This is a genomic window from Streptomyces sp. NPDC004561 (assembly GCF_053602155.1).
Map to the genome: position 1 here is coordinate 1 of NZ_JBSGDB010000930.1, position 1,136 is coordinate 1,136.

Consider the following 1,136-nt stretch of genomic DNA (forward strand, 5'->3'; position numbering starts at 1 on the left):
CGTCGGCGCGATCTTCTTCACAGTGGCCGGGCACCACGGAGGTGTGCACGGCTACCCCACTGCGTTCAGTGAGTCGCTGTACTCCCGGGCGGGCGTCCTGGTGCTGCTCGCGGCTGTGGTGCAGCTGCTTCTGGGCAAGTCCAAAGCCTTCGCAGCTCTGATCGAACGGTTCTGGTCGGCGGGTGCGCCGGAGCTCGGCTCCGGGGTGCCCGCCGACTTGTCCGCGCGCCCGAGCGATCAACGAGTCGTACGTCAGCCGCGTGTCACAGGCAGATCAGAGCCGTTCAGCAACATGGCAGTGTCACCCGTGCCCGAGAGCGAGCTCAGCTGCCGGTACAACGACCTCGTCTACGGCTTGAACATCTGGTGACACCACCCGGGACGGGTCGGACCCGTAATCGCATAGTCGCACCCGCTCCCAAGAGCCCCAGTGGTCGGAGATCATCATGAACAACCAGCCCAATCTGTACATAGCGGCCGCGACCGTGTCCCTGCCCGAGACCGTGTCCGTGAGCGAGGCCGTCGCCGAGGGCTTTGTGCCGGCCACGCACCAGGAACTCGGCTTTGAACGCATCGCAGTCTCGGACGGTCAGGCCGGCCCCGAAATGGCGGCCCAGGCAGCACGGTCGGCGATCGCGCAGTCCGAGCTGGACTCCTCGGACATCGGCCTGGTGTTGCACGCCAGCCACTGGTTCCAGGGTCTGGACCTGTGGCCGTCGGCGGCCTACGTCGCCAACGAGTCGGTGGGCGCGCATCCCTTCTCCCTCGACGTCCAGCAGCAGTCGCTGGGTGGGCTCGGTGCGATGCGGCTCGCCTCCGCCTACCTGCGTAGCGGCTTCGCCCACGCGGCGCTCGTCACCACTGGCGACCGTTACGCCTCACCGGGCATCGACCGGTGGAACACCCTGGACAACATCATCTTCGGGGACGCAGGCACGGCCGTGGTCCTGTCGACCGAGAGCGGCTTCGCCCGGATCGTCTCCTTCGCCGCCGGAGCGGACAATTCGCTGGAGCGGGTCACCCGTGGCACCACGGAATTCGCGCCGGCCCCTGGGCTGCGCCGGCCGGTTCCGGTGCCGGAGCGCATGCAGCAGTTCTTCACCCTGCCCGAGGCACCGGCCGCGTGGGGGCGCTAC

2 protein-coding genes are annotated in these 1,136 nt (G+C 68.1%); both read left to right on the forward strand.

Going from position 1 to position 1,136, the window contains the following annotated elements; genetic code table 11:
* Positions 1 to 370, forward strand: a 370-nt coding sequence (locus ACWEN3_RS46785) for a hypothetical protein (protein WP_452984570.1), incomplete at its 5' end; no start/stop codon positions are given.
* A 76-nt stretch (positions 371 to 446) separates the two neighbouring features.
* On the forward strand, positions 447 to 1,136 hold a 690-nt coding region (locus ACWEN3_RS46790; protein WP_452984572.1), incomplete at its 3' end, for a ketoacyl-ACP synthase III family protein.